Source organism: Streptomyces sp. CA-251387 (assembly GCF_050936625.1).
Classification (GTDB): domain Bacteria; phylum Actinomycetota; class Actinomycetes; order Streptomycetales; family Streptomycetaceae; genus Streptomyces.
The window spans coordinates 6,494,697-6,519,964 of the sequence record NZ_JBNJMJ010000001.1; the positions used below are offsets into that span (position 1 = coordinate 6,494,697).

25 protein-coding genes are annotated in these 25,268 nt (G+C 70.6%); 13 read left to right on the forward strand and 12 right to left on the reverse strand.

What is annotated here, in order from left to right:
* Nucleotides 1-101: 101 nt before the first annotated feature.
* From ACQEV2_RS29295 to mce, 5 genes are all read right to left on the reverse strand, one after another.
* Nucleotides 102-872 (reverse strand): ABC transporter permease, encoded by a 771-nt coding sequence (locus ACQEV2_RS29295; protein WP_433047813.1) that lies wholly within the window; start codon nt 870-872, stop codon nt 102-104.
* Between the two features lie 2 nt (nt 873-874).
* Entirely contained in the window at nt 875-1,852 is a 978-nt protein-coding gene (locus ACQEV2_RS29300) for an ABC transporter ATP-binding protein (protein WP_433047816.1), read from the reverse strand.
* A gap of 162 nt (nt 1,853-2,014) precedes the next feature.
* On the reverse strand, nt 2,015-2,950 hold the full coding sequence (locus tag ACQEV2_RS29305) for a hypothetical protein (RefSeq protein WP_003997840.1): 936 nt from the start codon (nt 2,948-2,950) through the stop codon (nt 2,015-2,017).
* 183 nt (nt 2,951-3,133) lie between these two features.
* Nucleotides 3,134-6,982, reverse strand: a complete 3,849-nt coding sequence (gene scy, locus ACQEV2_RS29310) for a polarized growth protein Scy (protein WP_433047820.1) — start codon at nt 6,980-6,982, stop codon at nt 3,134-3,136.
* Nucleotides 6,983-7,193: 211 nt separating this feature from the next.
* A complete protein-coding gene (mce, locus tag ACQEV2_RS29315) occupies nt 7,194-7,634 on the reverse strand; it encodes a methylmalonyl-CoA epimerase (RefSeq protein ID WP_030950042.1) in 441 nt (146 codons plus the stop codon).
* Nucleotides 7,635-7,784: 150 nt separating this feature from the next.
* Here mce and ACQEV2_RS29320 point away from each other — a divergent pair, with 150 nt between their 5' ends.
* Both ACQEV2_RS29320 and meaB read left to right on the forward strand, forming a co-directional pair.
* Nucleotides 7,785-8,987 carry an acetyl-CoA C-acetyltransferase gene (locus ACQEV2_RS29320; RefSeq protein WP_433047825.1) on the forward strand — a complete coding sequence of 401 codons (1,203 nt, stop codon included), beginning with the start codon at nt 7,785-7,787 and terminating at the stop codon, nt 8,985-8,987.
* 38 nt (nt 8,988-9,025) lie between these two features.
* Nucleotides 9,026-9,982, forward strand: a complete 957-nt coding sequence (gene meaB / locus ACQEV2_RS29325; RefSeq protein WP_433047828.1) for a methylmalonyl Co-A mutase-associated GTPase MeaB — start codon at nt 9,026-9,028, stop codon at nt 9,980-9,982.
* A gap of 165 nt (nt 9,983-10,147) precedes the next feature.
* On the opposite strand, the gene ACQEV2_RS29330 is transcribed toward meaB, so the two are convergent.
* Nucleotides 10,148-10,777, reverse strand: a complete 630-nt coding sequence (locus tag ACQEV2_RS29330; RefSeq protein WP_433047831.1) for a PepSY domain-containing protein — start codon at nt 10,775-10,777, stop codon at nt 10,148-10,150.
* A gap of 135 nt (nt 10,778-10,912) precedes the next feature.
* On the opposite strand from ACQEV2_RS29330, the gene ACQEV2_RS29335 reads away from it, so the two are divergent.
* Both ACQEV2_RS29335 and ACQEV2_RS29340 read left to right on the forward strand, forming a co-directional pair.
* Nucleotides 10,913-11,590: a response regulator transcription factor gene (locus ACQEV2_RS29335; protein ID WP_433047834.1), complete on the forward strand. Its 678-nt coding sequence runs from the start codon at nt 10,913-10,915 to the stop codon at nt 11,588-11,590.
* Nucleotides 11,587-13,029, forward strand: a complete 1,443-nt coding sequence (locus tag ACQEV2_RS29340) for a sensor histidine kinase (protein ID WP_433047837.1) — start codon at nt 11,587-11,589, stop codon at nt 13,027-13,029. Before ACQEV2_RS29335 ends, ACQEV2_RS29340 begins: the two co-directional genes overlap by 4 nt.
* A gap of 18 nt (nt 13,030-13,047) precedes the next feature.
* Here ACQEV2_RS29340 and ACQEV2_RS29345 read toward each other — a convergent pair whose 3' ends face one another.
* The 4 genes from ACQEV2_RS29345 to ACQEV2_RS29360 all read right to left on the reverse strand — a co-directional run bounded on the left by ACQEV2_RS29345 (nt 13,048) and on the right by ACQEV2_RS29360 (nt 15,704).
* Nucleotides 13,048-13,524, reverse strand: a complete 477-nt coding sequence (locus tag ACQEV2_RS29345) for a MarR family winged helix-turn-helix transcriptional regulator (protein WP_433047840.1) — start codon at nt 13,522-13,524, stop codon at nt 13,048-13,050.
* Nucleotides 13,525-13,625: 101 nt separating this feature from the next.
* Nucleotides 13,626-14,423: an AIM24 family protein gene (locus ACQEV2_RS29350; protein WP_433047843.1), complete on the reverse strand. Its 798-nt coding sequence runs from the start codon at nt 14,421-14,423 to the stop codon at nt 13,626-13,628.
* Nucleotides 14,420-15,070: an AIM24 family protein gene (locus ACQEV2_RS29355; protein WP_433047845.1), complete on the reverse strand. Its 651-nt coding sequence runs from the start codon at nt 15,068-15,070 to the stop codon at nt 14,420-14,422. Before ACQEV2_RS29355 ends, ACQEV2_RS29350 begins: the two co-directional genes overlap by 4 nt.
* Nucleotide 15,071: 1 nt before the next feature.
* The gene (locus ACQEV2_RS29360) at nt 15,072-15,704 is read right to left on the reverse strand and encodes an AIM24 family protein (protein ID WP_433054871.1); all 633 of its coding nucleotides are present in this window, start codon (nt 15,702-15,704) and stop codon (nt 15,072-15,074) included.
* A gap of 513 nt (nt 15,705-16,217) precedes the next feature.
* Here ACQEV2_RS29360 and ACQEV2_RS29365 point away from each other — a divergent pair.
* The 9 genes from ACQEV2_RS29365 to ACQEV2_RS29405 all read left to right on the forward strand — a co-directional run bounded on the left by ACQEV2_RS29365 (nt 16,218) and on the right by ACQEV2_RS29405 (nt 22,427).
* Nucleotides 16,218-16,562 carry a DUF3817 domain-containing protein gene (locus tag ACQEV2_RS29365; RefSeq protein WP_433047847.1) on the forward strand — a complete coding sequence of 115 codons (345 nt, stop codon included), beginning with the start codon at nt 16,218-16,220 and terminating at the stop codon, nt 16,560-16,562.
* Nucleotides 16,559-16,855 carry an MTH1187 family thiamine-binding protein gene (locus ACQEV2_RS29370; protein WP_433047850.1) on the forward strand — a complete coding sequence of 99 codons (297 nt, stop codon included), beginning with the start codon at nt 16,559-16,561 and terminating at the stop codon, nt 16,853-16,855. The genes ACQEV2_RS29365 and ACQEV2_RS29370 overlap by 4 nt, the downstream gene beginning before the upstream one ends.
* A gap of 334 nt (nt 16,856-17,189) precedes the next feature.
* The gene (locus ACQEV2_RS29375; protein ID WP_433047853.1) at nt 17,190-18,299 is read left to right on the forward strand and encodes a SchA/CurD-like domain-containing protein; all 1,110 of its coding nucleotides are present in this window, start codon (nt 17,190-17,192) and stop codon (nt 18,297-18,299) included.
* 83 nt (nt 18,300-18,382) lie between these two features.
* Nucleotides 18,383-18,847: a cupin domain-containing protein gene (locus tag ACQEV2_RS29380; RefSeq protein WP_433047856.1), complete on the forward strand. Its 465-nt coding sequence runs from the start codon at nt 18,383-18,385 to the stop codon at nt 18,845-18,847.
* Complete coding sequence (locus tag ACQEV2_RS29385; protein ID WP_433047859.1) at nt 18,844-20,112, forward strand: beta-ketoacyl-[acyl-carrier-protein] synthase family protein; 1,269 nt, start codon at nt 18,844-18,846, stop codon at nt 20,110-20,112. Before ACQEV2_RS29380 ends, ACQEV2_RS29385 begins: the two co-directional genes overlap by 4 nt.
* A complete protein-coding gene (locus tag ACQEV2_RS29390) occupies nt 20,109-21,374 on the forward strand; it encodes a ketosynthase chain-length factor (RefSeq protein ID WP_433047862.1) in 1,266 nt (421 codons plus the stop codon). Before ACQEV2_RS29385 ends, ACQEV2_RS29390 begins: the two co-directional genes overlap by 4 nt.
* 18 nt (nt 21,375-21,392) lie before the next feature.
* Nucleotides 21,393-21,659, forward strand: coding sequence for an acyl carrier protein (locus tag ACQEV2_RS29395; protein ID WP_433047865.1), 267 nt, complete (start codon nt 21,393-21,395; stop codon nt 21,657-21,659).
* Nucleotide 21,660: 1 nt separating this feature from the next.
* Nucleotides 21,661-22,119 carry an SRPBCC family protein gene (locus ACQEV2_RS29400; protein ID WP_433047868.1) on the forward strand — a complete coding sequence of 153 codons (459 nt, stop codon included), beginning with the start codon at nt 21,661-21,663 and terminating at the stop codon, nt 22,117-22,119.
* Nucleotides 22,104-22,427, forward strand: coding sequence for a TcmI family type II polyketide cyclase (locus tag ACQEV2_RS29405; RefSeq protein WP_433047871.1), 324 nt, complete (start codon nt 22,104-22,106; stop codon nt 22,425-22,427). The genes ACQEV2_RS29400 and ACQEV2_RS29405 overlap by 16 nt, the downstream gene beginning before the upstream one ends.
* Nucleotides 22,428-22,504: 77 nt before the next feature.
* Here ACQEV2_RS29405 and ACQEV2_RS29410 read toward each other — a convergent pair whose 3' ends face one another.
* Both ACQEV2_RS29410 and ACQEV2_RS29415 read right to left on the reverse strand, forming a co-directional pair.
* A complete protein-coding gene (locus ACQEV2_RS29410) occupies nt 22,505-23,476 on the reverse strand; it encodes an amidohydrolase family protein (protein WP_433047874.1) in 972 nt (323 codons plus the stop codon).
* 73 nt (nt 23,477-23,549) lie between these two features.
* Entirely contained in the window at nt 23,550-25,181 is a 1,632-nt protein-coding gene (locus ACQEV2_RS29415; RefSeq protein ID WP_433047877.1) for an FAD-dependent oxidoreductase, read from the reverse strand.
* Nucleotides 25,182-25,268 lie beyond the last annotated feature (87 nt).

Sequence of the window (25,268 nt, forward strand, 5' to 3'; positions counted from 1 at the left end):
CCCCGTAAGGGTTAGGAGGATATCGAGGCGCTGACGGTTCCACTCAAGGGCAGGTAAAACCTCGCACCGCCGGCCCCTCGCTGCTCGTACCCCCGCCCTCGCTACGCGTCCCGTTTCCTGAGCGTGGCGTAACCGCCGGCGATCGCCGCGAGCACCCACAGCGCCATGATGCCGAGCCCGCCCCAGGGACCGTACGGTGTGTCGTCGTCGACCGGCGTGACCACCTGCATGATCTTGCTGCCGGCCTGGTCGGGCAGATAGCGGCCGATCTTCTCGGTGGCCGAGACGTTGCCGAGGATGTTGGAGACCAGGAAGAAGAACGGCATCAGGATGCCCAGCGACAGCATCGGCGAGCGCAGCATCGCGGCGACGCCCATCGAGAACATCGCGATGAGGGTCATGTAGAGCCCGCCGCCGATCACCGCCCGCAGCACACCCGGGTCGCCGATCTCCGCCCTGTGCTCGCCGAGCATCGCCTGCCCGAGGAAGAACGTGACGAAGCTGGTGGCCAGGCCGACGACCAGGGAGAGGCCGGTCGCCACCGCGATCTTGCTGAACAGGAAGGTGCCGCGCTGCGGTACGGCGGCCAGCGAGCTGCGGATCATGCCGGTGCTGTACTCGTTCGAGACGACGAGTACCCCGAACACGATCATCGCGAGCTGACCGAGGCTCATCCCGGCGAAGCTGATGAAGGTCGGATCGAAGGAGAGCCTGTCCCGCTCGCTCATGTTGTCGAACTCGTTCGCCGACAGGCCCGAGATCAGCATGCCGAGGGCGATGGTGACCACCACGGCGAGGGAGAGCGTCCACACGGTGGAGGCGACGGACCGGATCTTGGTCCATTCGGAGCGGATGACCTGGGTCGCTGCCATGTTCAGCCCCTCCTCCAGCCTTCGCCCCACTGCTGCTGCCCGGGGGGCGGTGCCGGCTGCCCGGGCGACGGCGCCGCGGAGTGCGCGTGGTACTCCACCGACTCGGCGGTCAGCTGCATGAACGCCTCCTCCAGCGAGGCCTGTTGCGGGCTCAGCTCGTGCAGCACGACCCCGTGCCGCGCCGCCAGCTCCCCGATCTGCTCCGCCTTGCCACCGTCGACCTCGAGCGTGCCGTTGCCCGCCTCCACGGCCGTGATCCCGGCGGTGTGCAGCACGTCGAGCAGCCGCTCCCGCTGCGGGGTGCGGATCCGGACGTACGACTTGGAGTTCCGCTCGATGAAGTCGGCCATGGTCGTGTCGGCCAGCAGCCGGCCCTGCCCGATGACGACGAGGTGGTCGGCGGTCAGCGCCATCTCGCTCATCAGGTGCGAGGAGACGAAGACCGTACGGCCCTGGCCGGCAAGGGATTTCATCAGGTTGCGGATCCAGTGGATGCCCTCGGGGTCGAGCCCGTTGACCGGCTCGTCGAACATCAGGATCTGCGGGTCGCCGAGCAGCGCGGCGGCGATGCCGAGCCGCTGTCCCATGCCCATCGAGAAGCCCTTGGTCTTCTTCCGCGCGACCGCCGTGAGCCCGACCGTCTCCAGCACCTCACGCACCCGGCGCTTCGGAATGCCGTTGCTCTGCGCGAGGCACAGCAGATGGTTGTAGGCACTGCGCCCGCCGTGCCAGGCCTTGGCCTCCAGCAGGGCGCCGATGTACGTCAGCGGGTCCTTGAGCTGGGCGTAGTGCTTGCCGTCGATGCGGACGTCGCCGACGGTGGGGCGGTCGAGCCCGAGGATCATCCGCATCGTGGTCGACTTGCCGGCGCCGTTGGGCCCGAGGAAGCCCGTGACCATGCCCGGTCTGACGGTGAAGGTGAGGTTGTTGACCGCCACCTTCTCGCCGTACCGCTTGGTCAGCCCCTCGAGCTCAATCATGCGCCCACGCTAGGGCCGGGTTTCGGCGACTGCCACCCCACCGGGCAAACGGAGGCCTACGAGGACGGCAACAACGTGAACACCGTCGACCGGAGCCCTGTGGGTACGACAAAGGCCCGCACCTTCGGGGGAGACGGTGCGGGCCTCTGATCGCGCTACTGGTTACCGGGTCTGCTGAGCCGGCACCCCGCGGGAGATCGGCTCGTCCTCGGCCGGCGTGCCCGCGGCGGCCACCGCGGCACCGGTGAGGGTCGCCAGCATCTCGCGGACGTTCGTCAGCTGGGCGTTGATGCTGTCGCGGCGGTTGGTGAGGGCCGCGAGCTCGCGCTCGGATTCCGAACGGATGCGGTCGGCCTTGGCGTTGGCGTCGGCCACGATGTCCTCGGCCTGGCGCTGGGCCGTCTCCACCGTCTGGCGGGCGCGGCGCTCGGCGTCGGTGCGCAGCTTCTCGGCCTCCAGGCGCAGCTGCTCGGCGCGGTGCTCGATCTCGGCGAGGCGCTTCTCGGCCTTGGCCTGACGGGACGCCAGGTCGCGCTCGGACTGCTCGCGGCGCTTGGCGAGGTTCGTCTCGAAGTCGGCGGCGGCCTGCGCGGCCTTGGCGCGGGTCTCCTCGAAGAGGGCGTCCGCCTCCTCGCGCTTGGACTGCGCGTCCTTCTGGGCCTCGGCACGCAGCTGAGAGGCGTCGCTCTTGGCCTTCTCGACGATCCGGACGCCCTCGTCCTCGGCCTTGGCCTTGCGCTCCGCAGCGAACGATTCTGCGTCGTTGCGGACCTGCTGGGCCGCCGACTCGGCGAGCTCGCGGTGCTGCTCGGCGGCGCGGCGGGCCTCCTCGCGCAGATCCTTGGCCTCTTCCTCGGCGAGGCGGAGGATCTTCTCGACACGCGCGCCGAGACCCGCGTACGACGGCTCCGCGTCGGTCACGGCGGCCTGGGCGTTCTGCGTCTCGAGGTGGAGCTCCTCGATGCGCTTCTCCAGGGCGGTGATACGGGCCAGAGCGCTGTCGCGGTCGGAGACGAGCTTCGAGATGCGTTCGTCCACCTGAGCGCGGTCGTACCCACGCCGCACAAGCTCGAAGCCGTAGGGGGAAGTGTCGCTCATGGGGTTCCTGTCGAATGAGACCGGTGAGGTGATAGGTGGAATCCTAGGGGCCGAAGCGGTGTGTCATCGAGCGGATGCGTGTTTGATCTGGAGAATGACACCCCTTTTGGGTGGCTAACCTCAGGACTGCTTGCCAAAGATCTGGTCAAAGGCCCCAGAAAACACCGGAGGCCGGTCTCTTGGCTAGCTGTCCGGCGACTTGCCACCCGATCGGGGGGCGCCCACCGTCGCACCGGCCTTGACCCCGCCGTCCTTGCCCGCCGAGGGTGCCTCGAAGGACTCCAGCGCCTCCAGGACGTCCTGGACGCGGGAGATCTCGGCGTTGATGTCCTCGCGGCGCCGGACCAGGACCTCCAGCTCGCGCTTGCCCTCCTCGACCGTGCGCTTGGCCTCGCGGATCGCCTCGGCCTTGAGCTCCTCGGCCTCCTTGATCAGCGTGGACCGCTTCTGCTCGGCCTCCTTCAGCAGCCCCTCGGCCTTCTTGACGGCGGCGATACGGACCTTGCCCGCCTCGGAGTTGGCCTCCGAGACGATCTCCTTGGCCTTCGCCTGTGCCTTGGCCAGCTGCTCCTCGGCGGCCTTGATGAGGGCGTCGCAGCGGTCGCCGGTCGACTTCATCGTCTCGGCGGCCTCACGACGGGCCCGCTCGTGCAGGTTCTCGATCTCGGTCGTGATGCGGTCGCGCAGCTCCTCCGCGCGCTCCCTGATCGCGGTGGCGTCCCGGCGGGCGCCGACGAGCAGCTCGTCCGCGTCCGTACGGGCCTTCTCCACCATGGAGTTGCCCTCGACCGTCGCCTCGGAGACGAGGCGGTCGGCCTCCTTGCGGGCGGCGCCCACCATGGTGTCGGCCTGCGCCTCGGCGTCCGCGGTCGTCTTGTGCGCCTGCTGCTGCGCCTCGGTGAGCAGCTTGTCCGCCTCGGCGGTGGTCTCGGTGATGAGCTTGTCGACCTGCTCGGCCGCCTCGGAGCGCCGCTTGTTGGCGTCCTTGCGGGCTTCGTCGAGGGTGCGCTCGGCTTCCTCGCGCGCCGACGCCACCAGCCGCTCGGCCTCCTCCGCCGCCTCGGCCTTGACCCGCTGGGACTCGCTGCGGATCCGCTCCGCGTGCTGCTGTGCCGCACCGATCGTCTCGGCGGCCTCGGCGCGCAGCCGCTCCGCGTCCGACGTGGCGTCCCCGACCAGCTTCTCGGCCTTGGCGAGCGCCTCGGCGCGCACCCGGTCGGCCTCCGCGACCGTCTCCGACTGGAGCCGCTCCGCCTCGTTGCGCGCCTCGGTGATGAGGGTGTCGGCCTGCGTCGCCGCATCCGAGCGGATCCGGTTGGCGTCCTCGCGGGCGTCCGCCCGGGTGCGCGTGGCGGCCTGGTCGGCCTCGGCGATCTTGTCCGACGCCTCGGTCCGGATGCGCTGGGCGTGCTCGGCGGCGTCCGACCGCAGCCGCTCCGCCTCGGCGATCGCCTCCGCCATCGTGCGCTCGGCGAGGGACTTGGCGGCCTCGGCCTCCTCGTTGGCCTCGCGCCGGACGCGGCCCGCGTCCTCGCGGGCCCGCTCCCGCTCGGCGTAGGCGTCGGAGCGGACCCGGTCCGCCTCCTCCTGGGCCTCCCGGCGGGTACGGTCCGCCGCGTGCTCGGCGGCGCTGCGCAGCCCGGTGATCTCCTCCTGGGCCTGCTCGTGCAGGCCGGCCACGGAGTCGCGCACCTGCTGGGCGTGCTGCTCGGCCGCCGACACCATCTCGGTGGCGCGCCGGTCGGCCTCCTCGACCAGCCGCACCGCCTCGGCCTGCGCCTCCTCCACCCGCTTACGGGCGGAGGCCAGCAGCTCCTCGCTCTGCTCGCGGGCCCGCTCACGCTCCTGGTCGGCCTCCTGCCGGGCGCTGCCGAGGAGTTCCTCGGCCTCGCGGCGGCGCCGGGCGGCCTCCTCCTGGGCGGCGGCCAGCGTCTCGGACGCCTCCGTGGCCAGCCGCTCGGCAGCGGCCTGCGCCTCGGCCCGTACCCGGTCGGCGGTGTCCTGCGCCTCCGACTTCAACCGCTCGGCCTCGGCCGCGGCCTCCGACCTGAGGCGTACGGCGACGGCCTCGCCCTCGGCCCGGGACGCGGATGCGTCCGACGCGGCCTCGGTGCGCAGCCGGTCGGCCTCCTCCTCGGCCTGCTGCTGCAGGGTGCGGATCCGCTCGGCGGCTTCGGTGCGCAGCCGGTCGGTGTCCTCGGCGGCCTCGCGGCGGATGCGCGCGGCCTCCTCGCGGGCGTCGGTGAGCGCCTGCTCGGCGGCGGCGAGCCGCTGCTCGGCCTCCGCCTGAAGCCGCGTCAGCTCCTCTGCGGCCTCCACGCGGCGGGCCTCGACGGCACGCTCGGTCTCCTCGCGCAGCTCGCGCGCGGCCCGCTCGGCGTCGGCCTTGATGCCCTCGGCCTGCTCGACGACCTCCTCGCGGTGCCGTTCGGCCTCCTGGCGGGTGCGCTGGAGGGTCTCCTCGGCCTGGCGGCGCAGCGTCGTCGCCCGCTCGATGGCCTCGGTGCGGACCTTCTCGCTGTCCGTGGTGGCCTTCTGGCGCAGCTCGTCCGCGTCCTGCTTGGCCTTGGCGAGCAGCTCCTCGGCGGTCTTGGCCGCCTCCTCGATCTGCTGGACGGCCTCCTTGCGGGCCTCCGCGCGGATCTTCTCGCCCTCCGCGACCGCCTCGGAGCGCAGCTGCTCGGCCTCGCCGCGCAGCCGGCGGGCCTCCTCCTGCAGCTCGACCGTCTTGGCGCGGTACTCCTTGGTGTCGTCCTTCGCCGCGCCCTTGAGCTGCTCGGCGATGTCGTGCGCCTCGGCGCGCAGCCGGTCCGCCTCGGCCTCGGCCTCCTTGCGGATCCGCTCGGCCTCCTCGGCCGCGGCCTTGGTGGTGTTCTGCGCGTCCTGCTGCGCCTTGTTGAGGACGTCCTCGGCGGTCTTGGCCGCCTTGGACAGCTGGGTCGCGCTCTCCTCGGCGGTGATCGTGCGCGCCTTCTCGGCCGCCTCCGCGAGCAGCTTCTCGGCCTCGGCGCGGGCGTCGGCGATGACCTGCTCGGCGTCGGCCTTGGTGTTCTCGGCCTCCTTGGTGGCCTCTTCGACCAGCCGGGCGACCTGCTCCTTCGCCGTGCGCGTGCGCGTCTCGTTGGCGGCCTCGGCGCTGGCGAGGGCCTTGGCGGCGGCCTCCTTGGCCTCGGTGACGAGCTTCTCGGCCTCGGACTGCGCCTTGCGCAGCGCCTCCTCGGCCTGAGCCATGCGCTGCTCGGCGGCCCGGCTGAGTTCGGTGGCCTGCCGGCGGGCCGCATCCGACTCGGTCGCGGTGGAGCTGCGCAGCTGCTCGGCGTGGTCGGTGGCCTCCTGGGCCTGGGTGGAGGCGGCGTTCAGCAGCCGCTCGGCGTCCGCACGCGCGCGACGCAGGATCTGCTCGGCCTCCGCGCGGGCCGACTCGGCCTCGCTCTGCAGCCGCTGGCGGGCCTCGGCGGTGAGCCGCTCGGCCTCGGCACGCGCGGCCGCCATGGCCTGCTCGGCCTCGGCCCGGGACTCGTCGAGCAGCCGGCGGGCCTGCTGCTCGCTGCGGGCGCGCAGCTGCTCCGCCCACGCCACGTTCTCGTTGACGTGCGACTCGACGGTCTGCCGCCGCTCGGCCAGCTCCTGGTCCAGCTGCTGGCGGCGGGTCACCGCCTCCTGGTGCAGCTCGGCCTGGAGCCGGGCCGCCTGCTCGGCGTGCTCCTGGAGGATCCGCTGGGTCTGCGCGCGGGCCTGGCTGAGCTCCCGCTCGGCGTCCTGGCGCAGCTGGTCGGCCTGGATCTGGGCGTTGCGCAGCAACTGCTCGGCCTGATAGCCGATGTCGGCGCCGTCGAAGGCGGGCCGGGACATGATGGTGCGCCGCGCCTCGTGCAACTTGGCGCGCAGCACCTCGACCTGGTAGCCGAGGTCCTCGGCGTGCTGGATCGCCTTCTCCCGCTCGGTCTTCAGCCGATCCATCTCGGCCTCGAACCGAGAGAGGTGGTCGACGTCAGCCGCCGGCTCTCGCTCCTGGCGTTCGTAGCCCCGCACTGCGCGGTCCCATCCGTCCCCTGGTCGCAAGTCTCTCCATACGAGCACCGTCCATCCGCCGAACGGGGCCCCCGGGGAATGGTGTCAGATCAACGGCGGAGCACGGGCTGTTGCCCCACCCTCGTCCCCCGAAACCCGGACCCCGGACATGGCGGTCGCCCTGGAGGAAGCGGCGACCGCCCCCAACCCTACCGGCCTCTATGTACGAGGGTCAGTGCTCAGGCGACTCAACAGGCGCCGAAGTGACCAGTTCTGTCAGTACGCCATGGCAATCCTTCGGGTGCAGGAAGGTGATTCGTGACCCCATGGAGCCACGCCGGGGCTCTTCGTACAGAACGCGTACGCCCTTTTCCTTGATGTCGGCGGCGTCGCCGTCCACATCCGCCGTACCGAAAGCGATGTGGTGGACCCCCTCGCCGTTCTTGTCGAGCCACTTCGCCACGGTGGAGTCCGGACGCGTGGGCTCGAGAAGCTGCAGGTAGGAGGCGCCTCCGTCGGACGTGTCGTTGATCTTGAGCATGGCCTCGCGGACGCCCTGCTCCTCGTTGACCTCGGAGTGGAACACCTCGAAGCCATAGGTGGCCCGGTAGAACTCGACAGTCTTGTCGAGATCGAAACAGGCGATTCCGATGTGGTCGATTCGCGTCAGCATGTTGTTCAGTGCAGCGCTCCTGCGGTGGTTACGCAACGTGCGCGCGATCACACCGACGGCCCGGTGACGGCACGGAGTGCCACTCAGTACATTCGAAGTAAACCCTCGTTCACTCCTCGGCTGTAGCAGGCTGGAAGGGGATCGCACCTCATGTCTTCTGGAAACGGCACGACGTCCGTCATCGTCGCGGGTGCCCGCACCCCGATGGGGCGGCTGCTCGGCTCACTGAAGTCCTTCTCCGGAGCCGACCTCGGCGGCTTCGCGATCAAGGCCGCCCTCGACCGTGCGGGGATCGGCGGCGACCAGGTGCAGTACGTGATCATGGGCCAGGTGCTGCAGGCCGGGGCGGGGCAGATCCCGGCGCGCCAGGCCGCGGTCAAGGCCGGCATCCCGATGAACGTCCCGGCGCTCACCATCAACAAGGTGTGTCTGTCCGGCCTCGACGCGATCGCGCTCGCGGACCAGCTGATCCGCGCTGGCGAGTTCGACGTGATCGTCGCGGGCGGCCAGGAGTCCATGACCAACGCCCCCCACCTGCTGCCGAAGTCCCGCGAGGGCTTCAAGTACGGCGCGGTCGAGATGATCGACGCGATGGCGTACGACGGTCTGACCGACTCCTTCGAGGGCATCGCCATGGGCGAGTCGACGGAGAAGCACAACACGCGCCTCGGCATTAAGCGCCCCGAGCAGGACGAGATCGCCGCCCTGTCCCACCAGCGCGCCGCCGCCGCGCAGAAGAACGGCATCTTCGAGGCCGAGATCACCCCGGTCGAGATCCCGCAGCGCAAGGGCGACCCGGTCCTGTTCAGCAAGGACGAGGGCATCCGCGGGGACACGACCGCGGAGTCGCTGGGCAAGCTGCGCCCCGCGTTCTCGAAGGACGGCACCATCACCGCCGGCTCGGCCTCGCAGATCTCGGACGGCGCGGCGGCCGTGGTCGTGATGAGCAAGGCCAAGGCGCAGGAGCTCGGCCTGGACTGGATCGCGGAGATCGGCGCGCACGGCAACGTGGCGGGTCCGGACAACAGCCTCCAGTCCCAGCCCTCCAACGCCATCCTCCACGCCCTGAAGAAGGAGGGCCTGGAGGTCTCCGACCTCGACCTGATCGAGATCAACGAGGCCTTCGCCGCCGTCGCGGTGCAGTCAATGAAGGACCTCGGAGTGTCCACGGAAAAGGTGAACGTCAACGGCGGTGCCATCGCCCTGGGTCACCCGATCGGTATGTCGGGTGCGCGTCTCGTCCTGCACCTGGCCCTGGAGCTGAAGCGGCGGGGCGGCGGCGTCGGCGCGGCCGCGCTGTGCGGTGGCGGCGGTCAGGGTGACGCGCTGATCGTGCGGGTACCCAAGGCCTGAGTTCTCCTTAGTAGGACCTCTCTGTGAACGGAGCTGTGATGCAGGACGTCTCCACGCTGGTGACCCAGGCCAGGGAGGGTCGGCCGAGGGCGGTCGCCCGGCTGATCTCCCTGGTGGAGGGGGCGTCCCCGCAGCTGCGGGAGGTCATGGCGGCGCTGGCCCCGCTGACGGGCAACGCCTATGTCGTGGGCCTGACCGGCTCCCCGGGCGTCGGCAAGTCGACGTCCACCTCGGCGCTGGTGACGGCGTACCGCAAGCAGGGCAAGCGGGTCGGCGTCCTGGCCGTCGACCCGTCCTCGCCGTTCTCGGGCGGCGCCCTGCTCGGCGACCGGGTGCGGATGTCGGAGCACGCCTCCGACCCGGGCGTCTACATCCGCTCGATGGCGACGCGGGGCCACCTGGGCGGCCTCGCGTGGGCCGCCCCGCAGGCGATCCGCGTCCTGGACGCGGCGGGCTGCGACGTGATCCTGGTCGAGACGGTCGGCGTCGGCCAGTCCGAGGTCGAGATCGCCTCCCAGGCCGACACCTCCGTCGTCCTGTTGGCCCCCGGCATGGGCGACGGCATCCAGGCGGCGAAGGCGGGCATCCTGGAGATCGGCGACGTGTACGTCGTCAACAAGGCCGACCGCGACGGCGCCGACGCCACCGCCCGCGAGCTCAACCACATGCTCGGCCTCGGCGAGTCCCGCGGCCCCGGCGACTGGCGCCCACCCATCGTCAAGACGGTCGCCGCCCGCGCCGAGGGCGTCGACGAGGTCGTGGAGGCCCTGGAGAAGCACCGCGCCTGGATGGAGGAGCGCGGAGTCCTCACGGAACGCCGCCGCGCCCGCGCCGCCCGCGAGGTGGAGACCATCGCCGTCACGGCCCTGCGCGAACGCATCGCCGACCTCCACGGCGACCGCCGCCTCGGCGCACTGGCGGAGAAGATCGTCGCCGGGGAGCTGGATCCGTACCGGGCGGCGGACGAGCTGGTGGCGGGGCTGACGCAGGCCTGACGGTCACGAAGGTTCAGCCCGTCCGGCGTTTGAGGACGAGGCCCTGTCGGGGCCGACGGGGGTCCAGGGGGCGGAGCCCCCTGGCTGGGTGGAAGGGGCGGAGCCCTTTCAAGGATGGGACGGGTAGGGGCGGCCGGGGGCGAGGAAACCCGACCGCACCCGACGTCAGTCGTCGTCGCCCGAGTCGTCGCCGTCCCGGTCGTCGTGGTCCTGCGTGACCTTGCCCGTCTTGAGGTCGACCTTCCACTCGCCCTTCGTGGTCTCCACGCTCCAGGCCGCCGGACCGTCGTCGTCGAGGTCGACGTCGATGACGGTGCCCTTCGCCGCGGCGGCCTGCGCGGCCTCGCGGGCGTCGACGCTCGCGCCCTTCAGCGCGGCGAGGTCTTCACGCCCGTCGTTGTCGTCATCGTCGTCGCGCTGGGCGCCGAGGACCTTGCCGTCGTCCGCGGCGACCCGGACGTCGTACTCGGCGCCGTCGCCCTTGACGACGTTCACCTCCCACACGTCCGAGCCGTCGTCGTCCAGGTCGGCGGAGACGGCCGTACCCGGTGTGTGCTTCAGCGCGGCCGCGATCGCGTCGGCGGCGGTGACCTTGGCGGCGGCCTCCGAACGGACCTCGGCGGTGTCGTCGTCCCGGTCGTCCGCCGCGCTGTCGTCCCGGTCGTCGGCGACCCGTACGTTCGACTGACGCTGTGTGGGCGCGCTGTCCTCGTCACCGACGGCGTAGGCCGCGACGGTGCCGCCTCCGATCAGGGCCGCGGCGGCGACGGTGGCGATGACGATGTTGCGCTTCATTGGGTTCCCTCCCGTTTCATACCGATTGACTCGCAGTCGTTGTCTTTCGACGGGAATCAATCTGCCGAACCGACGCTGAGAGGAACCTGAAGCCCCCTGAAGAGATCTTCAGCTTCGCTTTGCGAACCTTTACGCATGCGCCTGTTGATCGTGGAGGACGAGAAGCGGCTGGCCCTGTCGCTCGCCAAGGGGCTGACGGCCGAGGGATATGCCGTGGACGTCGTCCACGACGGCCGTGAGGGGCTGTACCGGGCCTCGGAGGGGTCGTACGGCCTCGTGATCCTCGACATCATGCTGCCCGGCATGAACGGCTACCGCGTCTGCGCCGCCCTGCGCGCCGCCGGCCACGACGTGCCGATCCTGATGCTCACCGCCAAGGACGGCGAGTACGACGAGGCCGAGGGGCTGGACACGGGCGCGGACGACTACCTGACCAAGCCGTTCTCGTACGTCGTCCTCGTCGCCCGCGTCAAGGCGCTGCTGCGGCGCGGCGGCCAGGGCGCCGGAGCCTCTCCCGTGCACGTCAACGGCGACCTCAAGGTCGACACGGCCGCCCGCCGGGTCTTCCTCGGCGACGAGGAAGTCACCCTCACCGCCAAGGAGTTCGCGGTGCTGGAGACGCTCGTCGTGCGGGCCGGCGAGGTGGTGTCCAAGGCGGAGATCCTGGAGCACGTCTGGGACTTCGCGTACGAGGGCGATCCGAACATCGTCGAGGTGTACGTCAGCACCCTGCGGCGCAAACTGCGTGCCGGGCTCATCCGGACGGTCCGCGGCGTCGGGTACCGGCTGGAGAGAGCGGAGGCGTCGCCGTGAGGGGCCGCCTCTTCGGTTCCGTCCGCTCTCGGGCGACGCTGGCCGCCACCCTCGTCGTCGCGGTGGCGCTGGTCGCGGCCGGGACCGCCGTGCTGCTGTCGCTGCGGTCGAACCTGATCGGGCAGGCAGCCACGGAGGCGGAACGCGCCGCACGGGCCGTCGCCTCGGAGATCGCGCTCACCAAGCCGCAGGACCGGCTGTCGGTGGACAAGGACGTGCCGGTCCAGATCGTCGACGAGGACGGGAAGCTGCTCGCGGCCAGCGAGGATCTCGAGCGGATCAGCGGCACGGGCACCGACGCGGTGCGGCCGCAGCCGCAGCCGTCCCTCGGAGGAGCCGCGAGCGACGCCGGGGACTCCGGTGACTCCGACGACGACGCGGACGACGACTCCTCCCTCGCATCCCTCGAACCCGGCGAGATCAGCGACCACACCACCTTCACGAACGGCACCGCCACGGTCGACGGCGAGACCGACGAGTACCGCTTCGCCAAGGTCCACGTCGAGGTCGACGGGAGGGGCACGCTCACCGTGTACGCGGGCGCTCCGCTCTCCGCCGAACAGAGCGCCGTCAAGACCGCGTTGACCGTACTGCTGATCGGCTTCCCGCTGTTGCTCGGCGTCGTCGCCGGCGTCACCTGGCTGGTCACCCGGCGCGCCCTGCGCCCGGTCGAGGGCATCCGCGGCGAGATGGCCGCGATCACCGCCTCCGAGGACCTCGCGCGCCGCGTACCGGTGCCGGACACCCACGACGAAGTCGCCCGTCTCGCCCTGACCACCAACGAGACGCTGGCCGCCCTGCAGACCTCGGTGGAACGCCAGCGCCGCTTCGTCGCCGACGCCTCGCACGAGCTGCGCAGCCCGATCGCGTCCCTGCGCACCCAGCTCGAAGTGGGCGCCGCCCACCCCGAGTTGCTCGACCTCGACGGCGCCGTGGAGGACACCGTACGGCTCCAGGACCTCGCGGCCGACCTGCTGCTCCTCGCTCGCCTGGACGCGGGGGAGCGGCCCGGTGACGCGCGGTTCGACCTCGGCGCGCTGGCCCGGGAGCAGGCCGACGGGCGGGCGAACGTGACGGTGGAGGCGCAGGCCGTGGCGGTGGCGGGGGCACGGGGGCAGGTGGGCCGGGTGCTCACCAACCTGCTGGACAACGCCCAGCGGCACGCCCGCTCGGCGGTCACCGTGACCGTCCGGAAGGACGGGGCGTGGGCCGTCGCGGCCGTCGCCGACGACGGGGACGGGGTGGCCGAGGCCGACCGGGAGCGGATCTTCGAGCGGTTCGTCCGGCTCGACGAGGCCCGCAGCCGCGACGACGGCGGCGCCGGGCTGGGCCTGGCCATCGCCCGCGACGTCGCCGTACGGCACGGTGGCACGCTCACCGTGGGCCGGGCGCCGGCGGGCGGAGCCCTGTTCGAACTCCGCCTGCCGCAGGCTCCGTAGGCGCCGGGTGCGCCCGGGCTACGGGCGCCCGCGCTGACCGCGCAGGTGCTCCGCGATCGGCTTGAGGGCCTTGTCGAGCTCCGTCAGGGCCTCGGGGGACAGCAGATCGATGAAGTGCTTGCGCACGGACGCCACATGGTGCGGCGCGACCTTCTTCATCGTCTCCATGCCGTGGTCGGTGAGGACCGCGTAGAGCCCGCGGCGGTCGGACTCGCAGTTCTCACGCCGGACCAGGTTCGCGTTCTCCATCCGGGTGATCTGGTGGGAGAGGCGGCTCTTGGACTGGAGGGTGGCGGACGCGAGGTCGCTCATCCGCATCCGTACGTCCTCCGACTCGGAGAGATTCACCAGAATCTCGTAGTCGTTCATTGTCAGGCCGAACGGCTGCAGGTCCTTTTCGAGCTGGTACGTCAACAGCCTGTTGACCTCCAGGTGGGTGCGCCAGGCGCACTGCTCCGCATCGGTGAGCCAGGGGGTGGCCGTCTCGGTCTCCATGAATGAAGTCTACCTAAGAAGTTGAAAGGCGAACTAGTGAGGGTTTTCTGTGACATGACAGTGTGCGCACACGTTCGATGTCACACTCCGCAGACTACCGCTCACAGCCCGAAGCGACGCTGGAGGTCTCCCAGCTGTCCGGGAAGGCGCGGTACACCGGCCATTTGTGAAGGGCCTGTGGGGGTGCCACCGGAACCGGGTACTCCGGCGTCCGGCGGGACCGCCCCCGTGGCCTGCTCGGCCATGAGGGTCTCGGTCGACTGGAGCAGGACCGTGCCCGCTCCGACGAACTCGAACTGATGCTCCTCTCCGGAGGCCCCGCCGAGGCCTGTCAGTGCACGTAGACCGCCCATTACGCCGGTCATGTAGCCATGGTCGTAGTGGTGGCACGGTGACGGGCAGTCGGCCCAGCCGACGAGTGCCTGCGGGTCCACCCGGATCGGGGGTTCCATGAACACCACCGGACCGTTAGATGCGGCCACGAACTTTCCGGTTCCGATGAGTGTCAGAAAACCCGGCACAATCGATTGCTTGAGGGCGAGACTTGGCTGAAAAGCGAGCAGGTTGCCCGAGCGAATGGTCAGATTGCCGTCTTCCAGGTCGTACGAGTTGACGTCGAAGGCCCGGTCGGCCAGCAGCATCTTGCCCGAGCCCGCCGCGACGACCCAGTCGCTCGCGTGCAGAGGCGAATGAAAGGACGTACGGACAAGTCGGTCCAGTCGGCCGTGCCCGACGCCGTTGAACTCCATCGAGCCGTAGTAGGCGATCATCTTCCCCTTCTGCAGGAACCACTGGCTCCCCTTGAGCTCCACGCAGAAGGTGTAGGCGTTGACGTTGTCGTCGGAGGGCAGCGTCGTGGGGTCGTAGATCGTGGGCCCCGCGCCCGGGTAGTGGCTCACAGCTTCTCCTCCGACGCCTGGACGTACACCGCACCGCTGCCGCTGAGCTCCAGCTGGAAGGCCTCGCCGGAGCCGCGGCCCACCATGTCGCGCCAGCCCAGGGCGGTGGACAGCTTGTTGCGCACGTCGCCGTGGTGGGCGACGTAGGCCTGGGGGTCGACATGGACCGGCCGCTGCGGGGTGATCGGGATCTCGAAGACGCCCCCGTGCGCCATCACGGCCACCGCTCCGTGCCCCTTCAGAGTGGTCGTGAACAGCCCCTGCCCGCTGATCTGCCCCCGGACCATGCCCATGACCCCGCCCTGCGAGCCGAGGAACATCGTGCCCTGCTGGAGGGTGCCCTCGAAGGCGAGGAGACGGTCCGCCTCGACGCACAGGGTGTCGCCCGTGAGGTTGATCACCTGGACGTGGTGGCCGCCGTGCCCGAAGAGGACCGTGCCGCTGCCCTCGACGGTCATCAGGGGAGTGTCCTCGTTCGCCACCCGGCGCCCGATCATCGACATGATCCCGCCCTGGCCGCCGGCCGTGTTCGGGGTGAAGGACACCTCGCCCTTGTAGGCGAGCATGGCCCCGCGCTGACTGAACAGCCGCTGCCCCGGCACGACGGTCGCCTCGATCATCTTGGAGTTGATCTCACGGAAGCCCATGTCACACGTCCCCCGCGATCGTGTTCCGCTCGCTCGGCTGTACGTACACCAGCCCGTCTCCCTCGAACCGGATCTGGAAGGCCTCGCCGCCGCCTTCGCCCATGAGGGTGCGGAAGGTCACACCGGACTGGAAGGACTGCCGCAGGTTCCCCTGGTGGGCCACATAGGCCCCCGGGTCGACGGTCAGCGGGTACTGCGAGCTGACGCGCAGCACCACGGCCGGCCCATCGGACATGATCGCTGCCTGCCCGTGCCCTTCGACGGTCGTGGTGAACAGCCCGTTGCCCTGCGAGGCGCCGCGCATCCCCGTGAAGGTGGTGCCGGTCCGCAGCCCGGCGTCGGTCGCGAGCAGGTTGCTCGACTCGACGTAGAGCTTGTCGCCCTGGAGGTTCACGAGGTTGATTTCGGAGGCGCGGTCCGCGAACCAGCACGTCCCGTGCCCCTTCACCTCCATCACCGTCATCTGCTCACCGGTGAGGCGCCGGGTCACCATGCCCCGCAGGCCCTCACCGCCGCCGCTCATCTTCTTGAAGGCCATCTGCCCGTCGTACGCGACCATCGAGCCGTTCTTCGCCTTCACGGCATCCCCGGTCATGTCGACGGCGAGCACCTTGCTGCCTTGCAGTCGGAACATCGCCACGCAGCGAAAGGTAGCCCGCGGGTGCCCACCGCCGACAGATCCCATGGGTGGACATCACCCCTGACGCCACCCTGGCTTCCGGCGCCGGCCAGCATCATCCAGTCCGTCCGGCGCCGGTACGAGCCTCGCTTTTTCTCGCCCCCGCCGCCCCTACCCGTCCCATCCTTGAAGGGGCTCCGCCCCTCCACCCCGCCAGGGGGCTCCGCCCCCTGGACCCCCGCTCCTCAAACGCCGGAGGGGCTGACTTACCCAGCCCGTCCGGCGTTTGAGGACGAGGCCCCTTCAGGGCCGAAGCGGGGGTCTGGGGGCCGCAGGCCCCCAGGGACGGGACGGGTAGGGGCGGCGGGGGCGAGGAAGGCCGGTGCTGTCGTCCACTGGTGTCCTTCCGACCCCGGACCCCACCCCGCGCCCGGCGTTTGCCACAATGGACGCGCGTTTGTGCTTGCGTTCACAAGGTGATCCGAGCCGACCGACCTCTCTCCCACCGAACCCCACCGAAGGTGACCCGTGGACCTCAAGACCGCCACCGCCCTCCGCCGCCTCCGACTCGTCTCGGCCCCCGAGGCGGTGTCGTTCCTGCTCCTGCTCGTCTGCTCGGTGCTGAAGCGGACCACGGACTTCAACGCGGTGCCCGTGATGGGCATGGTCCACGGCGTGCTCTTCATCCTCTACGTGATCTTCTGGGCGGACGCCTGGAACCGCACCAAGTGGTCCCTGAAGACGGCGGCGCTCTACTTCGTCCTCTCCGTCCTGCCGGCCGGCGGCTTCTTCGCCGAGCGCAAGCTCAAGCGCGCGGCCGAGGACGCGGTCATCGCCTCCCGCGCCCGTCGGGAAGGCAAGGTCAACGCGTGATCGTCGCCTTTTCCGTGACGCCGCTCGGTGTCGGCGAGGACGTGGGGGAGTACGTCGCCGACGCCGTCCGGGTCGTCCGCGAGTCGGGTCTGCCCAACCGCACCGACGCCATGTTCACCTCCATCGAGGGCGACAGCTGGGACGAGGTCATGGATGTCGTCAAGCGCGCCGTGGCCGCCGTCGAGGCGCGGGCACCGCGCGTGTCGCTGGTGCTCAAGGCGGACATCAGGCCCGGTGTGACGGACGGTCTCACCTCCAAGGTGGAGACCGTGGAGCGGCATCTGGCCGAATAGGCCGCAGTGCACAGGCCGGCAACGCGCCGGGGTGGACGTACGACTCCCGTACCTCCGCCCCGGCGCGTTTCCGTATCCAACTCCCTGTGCTGAACGGGTAGTTCGGTTCGTGGTCCGCCACGGCTCGGCCACCCCGGGACCCGCCTGACACCGCGTCGGCAGGTGATCCGTACCCGCATTCCGGCGTGTCCGGCGGGCAGTTCCCTCGATTGGCCCGCGCGGCTCGCGGACCCCGTGGCCCTGACCCACGATGAAGGCTCAGGGCCGGAACCCGCGTTCCCGCTGGTGGACAGGGACGGCCGCCGCTTGCTCCCGCGAAGGAAGGGTCTTCCGGATGACCACTTCGCCCTACACATCCCAGTCGGCATTCGACGGCTCCCGGATGCGCGTCACCCTGCTGGTCGATCTCCACGAAGGCGCCCAGCAGGAGTTCCTCGACGCCTACGAGCAGATGCGCGACCGAGTCGCGTCGGTCCCCGGTCACCTCGGTGACCAGTTGTGCCAGTCCCTGGAGAACCCGTCCCAGTGGCTCATCACGAGCGAATGGGCGACCGCCCCGCCGTACCTCGCCTGGGTGAACAGTGAAGAGCACTTCGAGACGGTCAGGCCCCTGCAGAACTGCGTCCGTGAGCTGAAGTCGATGCGCTACGGCATCGTCCGCGAGACCGGCGGCGCCCGCCCGGGCATCGGCGGCCTCCAGACGAACGCACGGGTCGGCGACGGGGTCACGCGCCACGCCCTGACCTTCACCGTCAAGCCCGGCTCCGAGTCCAAGGTCGCGGAGATCCTCGCCGGGTACGCGCCGCCCCAGTCCCGCGTCGACGACTCCACGCGGCTGCGCCGCACCACCCTGTTCCTGCACGGCAACCGGGTGGTGCGCACCGTCGAGGTGGAGGGCGACCTGATGGCCGCCCTGCGCCACGTCTCGCGCCAGCCCGAGGTGCGAGCCGTCGAGGAGGCCCTCAACCCTCATCTGGAGCAGCAGCGGGACCTGTCCGACCCCGAGTCCGCACGGGCCTTCTTCGCCCGCGCCGCCATGCCGGCCGTCCACCACGTGGCACGCGGCGGACCGGAACCGGACGACATCACGCGGCACGCCCTCTATTACCCGGCCCGCAAGGGCTGCGGGATGGCACTGGCCCGGCTGCTGTCGCGGCAGGACGAGACCGCGGCGGCCGACCCGGCCGGCCCCGTGCACCGCAGCACCGTCTTCCAGCGGGAGGACATCGTCGTCCGCCTCATCGACGTACGGGGAGACCCCGAGACCGATCCGGTCCGGGCGCTCGGCATCCACGGCCCGCGCAAGGCCGCCGTACTGGCGCGGCTGCTCGACAGCGCCGCACTGGGCCTCGCGGGAGCGCCCACGGGCGAGCGGGAGGCGACCCGCCTCCTGGCGCACGCCGACATGAGCCTGATCACCGACCGCAGGGCTGCGCAGTCCTGACCGCGACGCCGGCCCGTTCCGCCGGACAGGCCCGGACAGGCCCTCAGGGACCACCATCCCATCGACCGACCTGGAGACAGACCATGGAGAAGATGCGCCCGCGCGTCGTGGACGTGAGAGAGATCGAGCCCAATCGGAAGCGCGGCGGTGACCTGCGCACGCTGCTCACCCCTGTCACGGTGGGCGCCACCAGCGGGTTCATGGGCCTGGCCATCATGCGGCCGGGCGAACGCATCAGCGAGCACTACCACCCGTACTCCGAGGAGTTCGTGTACGTCGTCGAGGGCAGGCTGGAGGTCGACCTGGACGGCGAAACGTTTCCTCTCCGTGCCGACCAGGGCCTGATGATCCCCATCGACATGCGGCACCGCTTCCGCAACGTCGGTGACGAGGAAGCCCGGATGGTCTTCCACCTGAGTCCGCTCGCGCCGAAGCCGAGCCTCGGGCACGTCGACACGGAGGCCCCGGAGATCAGTGACGACGTCGCGTCGTACCCGCGCATCCAGGAGGAGGGCGGGCAGCCCGAACGACCGGGGGTCCTGTCGTGACCCGGCGGGTGGCGGTCACCGGCATAGGCGTGGTCGCTCCGGGAGGGATCGGGGTGCCCGCGTTCTGGGACCTCCTCTCGAGCGGCCGTACCGCGACACGTGGCATCACCCTGTTCGACCCCGACGGACTGCGGTCCCGCATAGCCGCCGAGTGCGACTTCGACCCCCTGGCCCACGGACTCGGCCCCGAGCTGGTCGAACGCGCCGACCGGTACATCCAGTTCGCCCTGGTCGCCGCGACGGAGGCCGTCACCGACAGCGGTGTCGACTTCGCCGCGGAGAACCCCTGGCGTGTGGCCGTGTCCCTGGGCAGCGCGGTGGGCGGCACGACCCGGCTGGAGCACGACTACGTCCTCGTCAGCGATCGGGGGAAGCGCTGGGACGTCGACCATCGCGCCGCCGAGCCGGAGCTGCACCGGGCCTTCTCGCCCAGCACCCTCGCGGCGGACGTCGCGCAGCGGTTCGGCGCGCAGGGGCCGGTGCAGACCGTCTCCACCGGCTGCACCTCCGGCCTCGACGCGGTGGGCTACGCCTTCCACACCATCGAGGAGGGCCGCGCCGACATCTGCATAGCCGGGGCGTCGGACTCGCCGATCTCCCCGATCACCATGGCCTGTTTCGACGCCATCAAGGCCACGTCACCCAACAACGACGACCCCGAGCACGCCTCCCGCCCCTTCGACGCCCACCGCGACGGATTCGTCATGGGCGAGGGCGCGGCCGTCCTCGTACTGGAGGAACTGGAACACGCCCGCGCGCGCGGCGCGCACGTCTACTGCGAGATCGGCGGCTACGCCACCTTCGGCAACGCCTACCACATGACCGGCCTGACCAGTGAGGGCCTGGAGATGGCCCGCGCCATCGACACCGCGCTCGACCACGCGCGCGTGAACCCCACCGACATCGACTACGTCAACGCGCACGGCTCGGGCACCCGGCAGAACGACCGGCACGAGACCGCCGCGGTCAAGAAGTCCCTGGGCGCCCACGCCTACGACACCCCCATGAGCTCGATCAAGTCCATGGTGGGCCACTCGCTCGGGGCGATCGGCGCGATCGAGGTCGTCGCCTGCGTCCTCGCCCTGGCCCGGCAGGTGGTCCCGCCGACGGCGAACTACGAGACCCCGGACCCCGAGTGCGACCTGGACTACGTACCGCGCACCGCACGCTCCCGCCGCCTCGACCACGTGCTCTCCGTGGGCAGCGGCTTCGGCGGGTTCCAGTCCGCGGTGCTCCTGACGGGGCCGGCTGGGAGGAAACGATGAACGACAGTGGTAGTGACATACGCACCCGGCGCACCGCCGTCACGGGGATCGGTGTGGTCGCGCCCAACGGCCTTCGTACGGACACCTACTGGAAGTCCGTCAAGGAAGGCGCCAGCGTTCTGGACCGGATCACCAGGGAGGGCTGCGAGCACCTTCCGCTCCGGGTCGCAGGCGAGGTCCGCGGATTCGACCCGTCGGCGCTCATCGAGGAGACCTTCCTCGTCCAGACCGACCTGTTCACCCACTTCGCCCTGGCCGCCGCCGACGCCGCGCTGCAGGACGCGGGGCTGACCAAGGCGGCCGCCGTCGCCGACTCCCCGTACTCGGTCGGTGTGGTGACCGCCGCCGGGTCGGGCGGCGGCGAGTTCGGCCAGCGGGAACTGCAGAAGCTGTGGGGGAAGGGGTCCCGGTTCGTCGGGCCCTACCAGTCCATCGCCTGGTTCTACGCGGCCAGCACCGGCCAGATCTCCATCCGCAGCGGCTTCAAGGGCCCCTGCGGAGTGGTGGCCAGCGACGAGGCGGGCGGCCTGGACGCCGTCGCGCACGCCGCCCGGGTCGTGGAGCGGGGGACGGACGTGGTGGTGGTCGGCGCGGCCGAGGCGCCGCTCGCCCCGTACTCGATGGTCTGTCAGCTCGGCTACCCCGAGCTCAGCACCGACGAGGACCCGTCGACCGCCTACCGCCCCTTCACCTCGGCGGCCCGCGGCTTCGTGCCCGCCGAGGGGGGTGCCGTACTGATCGTCGAGGAGGCGGACCGGGCACGCCGCCGGGGCGCGGTCGTACGGGCCACCGTGGCGGGACATGCCGCCACCTTCACCGGCGCCGCGCACTGGGACCAGTCACGGGAAGGACTCGCGCAGGCCATCCACGGCGCCCTCCACGAGGCCGGCTGTGCGCCGGAGGAGATCGACGTGGTCTTCGCCGACGCGATGGGCGTACCCCAGGCGGACCGTGCGGAGGCCCTCGCCCTCGTCGACGCCCTCGGCCCGCACGGCACCCGCGTGCCCGTCACGGCCCCCAAGACCGGTATCGGGCGGTCGTACTGCGGGGCACCGCTGCTGGACATCGCGGCCGCGGTGCTGGCCATGGAGCACGGGCAGATACCGCCGACCCCGAACGTCTTCGACGCCTGCCACGAGATCGACCTGGTGACCTCCACGGCGCGCTCGGCCGAGTTGCACACGGCCCTGGTCCTCAGCCGGGGACTCATGGGCTCCAACGCGGCGCTGATCCTGCGCCGGGGCCCCGGATCCGCTGTCTAGAACGACAAGGAGAACCGCATGACCACTGAAGTGACCCAAGTGACCGTCGAGGAACTGGCCGCGCTGATGAAGAAGGCCGCCGGGGTGAGCGTCGACCCGGCGGAGCTCGCGAGCCGGGCGGACACCCCGTTCGCCGAGTTCGGCCTGGACTCGCTCGGCCTCCTCGGCATCGTGGGCGAGCTGGAGAACCGGCACGGCGTGGCGCTGCCCACCGACGCGGAGCGGTGCAAGAGTCCTCGCGCCTTCCTCGAGCTCGTCAACGGCGCACTGACGACGGGAGCCTGACGTGCCAGGTCACACCGAGAACGAGATCACCATCGCCGCACCCGTCGACCTCGTCTGGGACATGACGAACGACCTGGAGCGATGGCCCAAGCTCTTCAGCGAGTACGCGTCCTGCGACGTGCTGTCCCGCGAGGGCGACACGGTGACCTTCCGCCTGACCATGCACCCCGACGAGAACGGCAAGGTGTGGAGCTGGGTCTCGGAACGGACCGCCGACCGAGAGAACCTCATCGTCCGTGCCCGGCGGGTCGAGACCGGCCCGTTCGAGTACATGAACATCGTGTGGGAGTACGAGGAGACCCCCGACGGCACCCGCATGCACTGGACGCAGGACTTCGCGATGAAGCCCGACGCCCCGGTCGACGACGCCGGGATGACGGACATCATCAACCGCAACTCGCCCATCCAGATGGCCCTCATCCGCGACCGCATCGAGGAGGTCTCGTGCACCACGCCCTGATCGTCGCCAGGATGGCCCCGCAGTCGGCCCAGGACATCGCCGGCGTCTTCGCGGCCTCCGACCGCGGCGAACTCCCGCACCTCGTCGGTGTGACCCAGCGCTCCCTGTTCCAGTTCGGCGATGTGTACATGCACTTCATCGAGGCCGAACAGGACCCGGGCCCCGCCATCGCGAAGGTGACCGGGCACCCCGAGTTCGTCGACATCAGCAGGAAGCTCGAAGCGTTCGTCAGCCCGTACGACCCGCAGACCTGGCGGAGTCCCAAGGACGCGATGGCGCGGTGCTTCTACCACTGGGAGAGGGACTGAAGAACGCAGAAGGCCGCCGCCCGCGCTGACCGAGCGCGGGCGGCGGCATCTTCGTGCATTCGGTCTCCGGGCAACCGTCACAGCCGGGACAGCCGGGCGAGTGCCGGCATGAGCCGCAGCGCGTTCTGCCGGTTGATGCTTCGGCGCTGCGACTCCGACAGACAGGGATCGCTGTCCAGCGCGGGCGTCACGCGGTCGACGATGACATGCGCGGGCGTCGGCGGCCAGTCGGTGCCGAAGAGGATACGGCCGGGGTCGACCGTCGCCAGCAGCGTGGGCGTGGCCGAGGGGGACATGGGGCCCGCGGTGTCGAAGTAGAACCGGTGCAGGTAGTCACGGACCCGGCCGGGCTCGATGCCGGGGGTGATGCGCCCGCCGAAGAGTTCCAGCCGGGTGGCCATGTAGGGGAGGAAGCCTCCGCCGTGCGGGAGGATGAAGCTGAGGTTCGGATAGCGGTCCAGCGTGCCGTTCCTGATGAGGTTGATGGCCGCACGGGTGGTGTCCATCAGGAAGTCGCACACGAAGGGCGGCATGCCCGGCAGTCCCGAACCGTCCGGCCCGGCCGGCACTTCCATGGGGTGCGTGCTGATGACGGCGGACCGTTCGTTCAGCTCGTGCAGGAGGCGGTCGTGCGACTTGTCCCCGAGGACCGCGCCTTCCACGCTCGTGCGCGTGCTCACCCCGACGGCCCCGAGTTCGTCGAGGCCGTACCTGACGCTCCATGACGAGAGCTCCAGGTCGTCGAGGAAGACGGGGGTGAAGAAGGCGAACCGCGCGGGGTTGCTCTCGACGACGTCGGCGGCCGCGCGCAGGGCGACACGGGCGCTGTCCTGGCGCTGGACACGCGAGCGGAACCGGCCGAGCATCGCGACGGTCATGACGGACGTGGCGATGCCCGTCTTGTCCATGACCTCCAGGGCCGAGTCCAGGTCCCAGCGCGTCCACCAGGGCAGCTTCTCGCGGTTGACCACTCCTTGCGCCTCCGCCCAGTCCAGCCAGGCGGGCGCGGTGAAGTGGTGGTGGACGTCGACGCGTCCGGCAAGGGTCATAACAACGTCCTCCGTGTGGGATGTTCGGGGGGTTCGGCAGGGGGTTTCGGCAGGGGTTTCGGCGAGGGATCGCTCAGTCGCGGCAGAGCACGGTCTGCAGCACGTTCGTCAGGACGCGATCGGCGTCCGGGATCGCGGCGCCCGCACGCCAGGCGACGAAGCCGTCCGGGCGTACCAGGACGGCACCGTCCTCGGCCGTGCCGTGCAGCTGCGCCCAGTCGGCGTCCGGGTCGGGGGCGAGGTCGTGATCGGGTCCCGTTCCCACGAGGTACGCCTCGACGGGGACGCCCAGGTTCAGGGAGGCCTTCTCCACGGCGTTGCGCCATGTCTGCCCTCCCGACCCGGCGAGCAGTACGAAGGAGCGCTCGTACAGGTCGAGCGTGGAGATCCGGCGGCCTTCTCTCATGACCCACATGTGGGGTGCCCGGCTCCCCGGCTCGCCGCCCAGCTGGAAGGCGTCGGGGACGATCGGCCGGTCCGGCGGGGCACCCACCACGGCGTTCGACGCGTACCGGTAGCAGAGGGCGACGGTCAGCAGGTCCGCCGGGTCGTCGTTGCGGCCCGCGGCAGGGCTGAACCCCGGGTGCTGCTCGTCGGCCGCCTGGACGCACGCGCGCGTGCCGGTCGCGAGGGCGACGGGCCGGCGTTCCCGCTCGTAGGAGTCGAGCAACGGCAGGCCGGCCCAGCCGCGCAGGACCGAGGCCAGCTTCCAGGCCAGGTTGTGGGCGTCCTGGATGCCGGTGTTGGAGCCGAACGCCCCCGTGGGCGGCATTTCGTGGGCCGAGTCGCCGGCCAGGAAGACCCGGCCCTCGCCGTATCGGTCCGCGACCCGCTTCGAGGCGTGCCACGGGGCCCTTCCCGTGATCTCGACGTCGATGTCCGCGACGCCGACGGCAGCGCGGATGTGGGCCGTCAGCCGCTCGTCGGTGAAGTCCTCCAGGGTTTCACCCCGGTCCGGATACCAGGGAACGTGGATCACCCAGCGCTCCTCGTTGTCCACCGGCAGCAGGGCTCCCTCGCCCCTGGGGTCGGTGACGTAGCAGACGACGAATCGTTTCTCCCCTACGTGGTTCCTGAGTGCCCTGCTGCGGAACGTGACGCTGACGTTGTGGAACAGCTCGCCCGGCCCTGACTGGCCGATCCCCAGCTGACTGCGGATGGGGCTCCTGGGGCCGTCCGCGGCCACCAGGAAGCCGGCGTTCACGGTGTACGTCTCACCGGTGTCCCGGCGCATGACCTGCGCCTGAACGCCCTCGTCGTCCTGTGTGAAGGAGAGCATCTCCGAGTCGAAGCGGATGTCGGCGCCCTGGTGACGGGCGTAGCTCAGCAGGACCGGCTCGAGATCGTTCTGGCTGCACAGGCACCAGTCCGAGGAGCTGACCAGGGAGATGTCCATGCCGCCGGAGATGTCCCCGATGATCCAGCGGCGCTGCGTCCCGGTGAGTGTGTCCACCTGGAGAATGCCGTCGTTTCCGGCGAGCACACCGGCCGCCTGCCGAATACGCGACTCCAGGCCGGCGGTCCGGTAAATCTCCATGGTGCGCACATTGTTGCCGCGGCCACGCGGGTGCGTCGACGTCCCGGCATGCCGCTCCACGAGCATGTGCTCAATTCCGAGGCGCCCCAGGAAAACCGAAGTGGAAAGACCCACCAGGGATCCGCCGACGATGAGCACAGGTACAGATTCCGCTTCGTGTCCACTCACGTCGACGATGTTTACCAGCTCGGACTGCGGCCCACACGTCCTACAGGGACCCGACCCATATGGCGCAGCGCCGTTTGCGGCGCGGTG

What these genes read in the sequence shown, in the direction of transcription:
- ACQEV2_RS29395 (WP_433047865.1), top strand. Translation starts at nt 21,393, where the DNA reads ATGACCACTGAAGTGACCCAAGTGACCGTCGAGGAACTGGCCGCGCTG.
- ACQEV2_RS29330 (WP_433047831.1), bottom strand. Translation starts at nt 10,777, where the DNA reads ATGAAGCGCAACATCGTCATCGCCACCGTCGCCGCCGCGGCCCTGATC.
- meaB (WP_433047828.1), top strand. Translation starts at nt 9,026, where the DNA reads ATGCAGGACGTCTCCACGCTGGTGACCCAGGCCAGGGAGGGTCGGCCG.
- ACQEV2_RS29355 (WP_433047845.1), bottom strand. Translation starts at nt 15,070, where the DNA reads ATGGGCTTCCGTGAGATCAACTCCAAGATGATCGAGGCGACCGTCGTG.
- mce (WP_030950042.1), bottom strand. Translation starts at nt 7,634, where the DNA reads ATGCTGACGCGAATCGACCACATCGGAATCGCCTGTTTCGATCTCGAC.
- ACQEV2_RS29345 (WP_433047840.1), bottom strand. Translation starts at nt 13,524, where the DNA reads ATGGAGACCGAGACGGCCACCCCCTGGCTCACCGATGCGGAGCAGTGC.
- ACQEV2_RS29380 (WP_433047856.1), top strand. Translation starts at nt 18,383, where the DNA reads ATGGAGAAGATGCGCCCGCGCGTCGTGGACGTGAGAGAGATCGAGCCC.
- ACQEV2_RS29305 (WP_003997840.1), bottom strand. Translation starts at nt 2,950, where the DNA reads ATGAGCGACACTTCCCCCTACGGCTTCGAGCTTGTGCGGCGTGGGTAC.
- ACQEV2_RS29360 (WP_433054871.1), bottom strand. Translation starts at nt 15,704, where the DNA reads ATGTTCCGACTGCAAGGCAGCAAGGTGCTCGCCGTCGACATGACCGGG.
- ACQEV2_RS29410 (WP_433047874.1), bottom strand. Translation starts at nt 23,476, where the DNA reads ATGACCCTTGCCGGACGCGTCGACGTCCACCACCACTTCACCGCGCCC.
- ACQEV2_RS29295 (WP_433047813.1), bottom strand. Translation starts at nt 872, where the DNA reads ATGGCAGCGACCCAGGTCATCCGCTCCGAATGGACCAAGATCCGGTCC.
- ACQEV2_RS29375 (WP_433047853.1), top strand. Translation starts at nt 17,190, where the DNA reads ATGACCACTTCGCCCTACACATCCCAGTCGGCATTCGACGGCTCCCGG.
- ACQEV2_RS29320 (WP_433047825.1), top strand. Translation starts at nt 7,785, where the DNA reads ATGTCTTCTGGAAACGGCACGACGTCCGTCATCGTCGCGGGTGCCCGC.
- ACQEV2_RS29335 (WP_433047834.1), top strand. Translation starts at nt 10,913, where the DNA reads ATGCGCCTGTTGATCGTGGAGGACGAGAAGCGGCTGGCCCTGTCGCTC.
- ACQEV2_RS29390 (WP_433047862.1), top strand. Translation starts at nt 20,109, where the DNA reads ATGAACGACAGTGGTAGTGACATACGCACCCGGCGCACCGCCGTCACG.
- ACQEV2_RS29300 (WP_433047816.1), bottom strand. Translation starts at nt 1,852, where the DNA reads ATGATTGAGCTCGAGGGGCTGACCAAGCGGTACGGCGAGAAGGTGGCG.